Origin of the sequence: Stenotrophomonas sp. A3_2, from assembly GCF_036624925.1 — a bacterium.
Lineage (GTDB): Bacteria > Pseudomonadota > Gammaproteobacteria > Xanthomonadales > Xanthomonadaceae > Stenotrophomonas > Stenotrophomonas hibiscicola.
In genome coordinates this window covers 1-341 of the sequence record NZ_JAZKVY010000059.1, presented here as the reverse complement: position 1 = coordinate 341, position 341 = coordinate 1, and the positions used below count along the sequence as shown (strand labels likewise).

The following is a 341-nucleotide window of genomic DNA, read 5'->3' as shown; positions in this document are numbered from 1 at the left end:
CGCCCGTGGCCTGCAATCCGAGCTCGGCCGGATGCTCGACCCGATTGCCGACAAGCTGCTCGTGGGCGCGGCGCTCATGCTGCTGGCCGCCACCGGCCGGCTTCCGGCTGGCGCGCTCTATCCGGCGCTCGTCATCCTGTGCCGCGAAATCCTGGTGAGCGGGCTGCGCGAATATCTCGCCGGGCTGTCGGTCGGCCTGCCGGTGACGCAGCTCGCGAAGTGGAAGACCGGGATGCAGATGACGGCGCTCGGCCTGCTCCTGGCCGGCGCGCCCGGGGCGCGGCTCGCGGGCCTGGGCGCGCTGCGGCTGGAGGCGGTGGGCGGCGCCCTGCTCTGGGTCG

General features: G+C 74.5%; 1 protein-coding gene. It reads left to right on the top strand.

Translation table 11 applies throughout. The features are described 5' to 3' along the window. Positions 1-341, top strand: a 341-nt coding sequence (locus R5H29_RS00885; RefSeq protein ID WP_332328581.1) for a CDP-alcohol phosphatidyltransferase family protein, incomplete at both ends; no start/stop codon positions are given.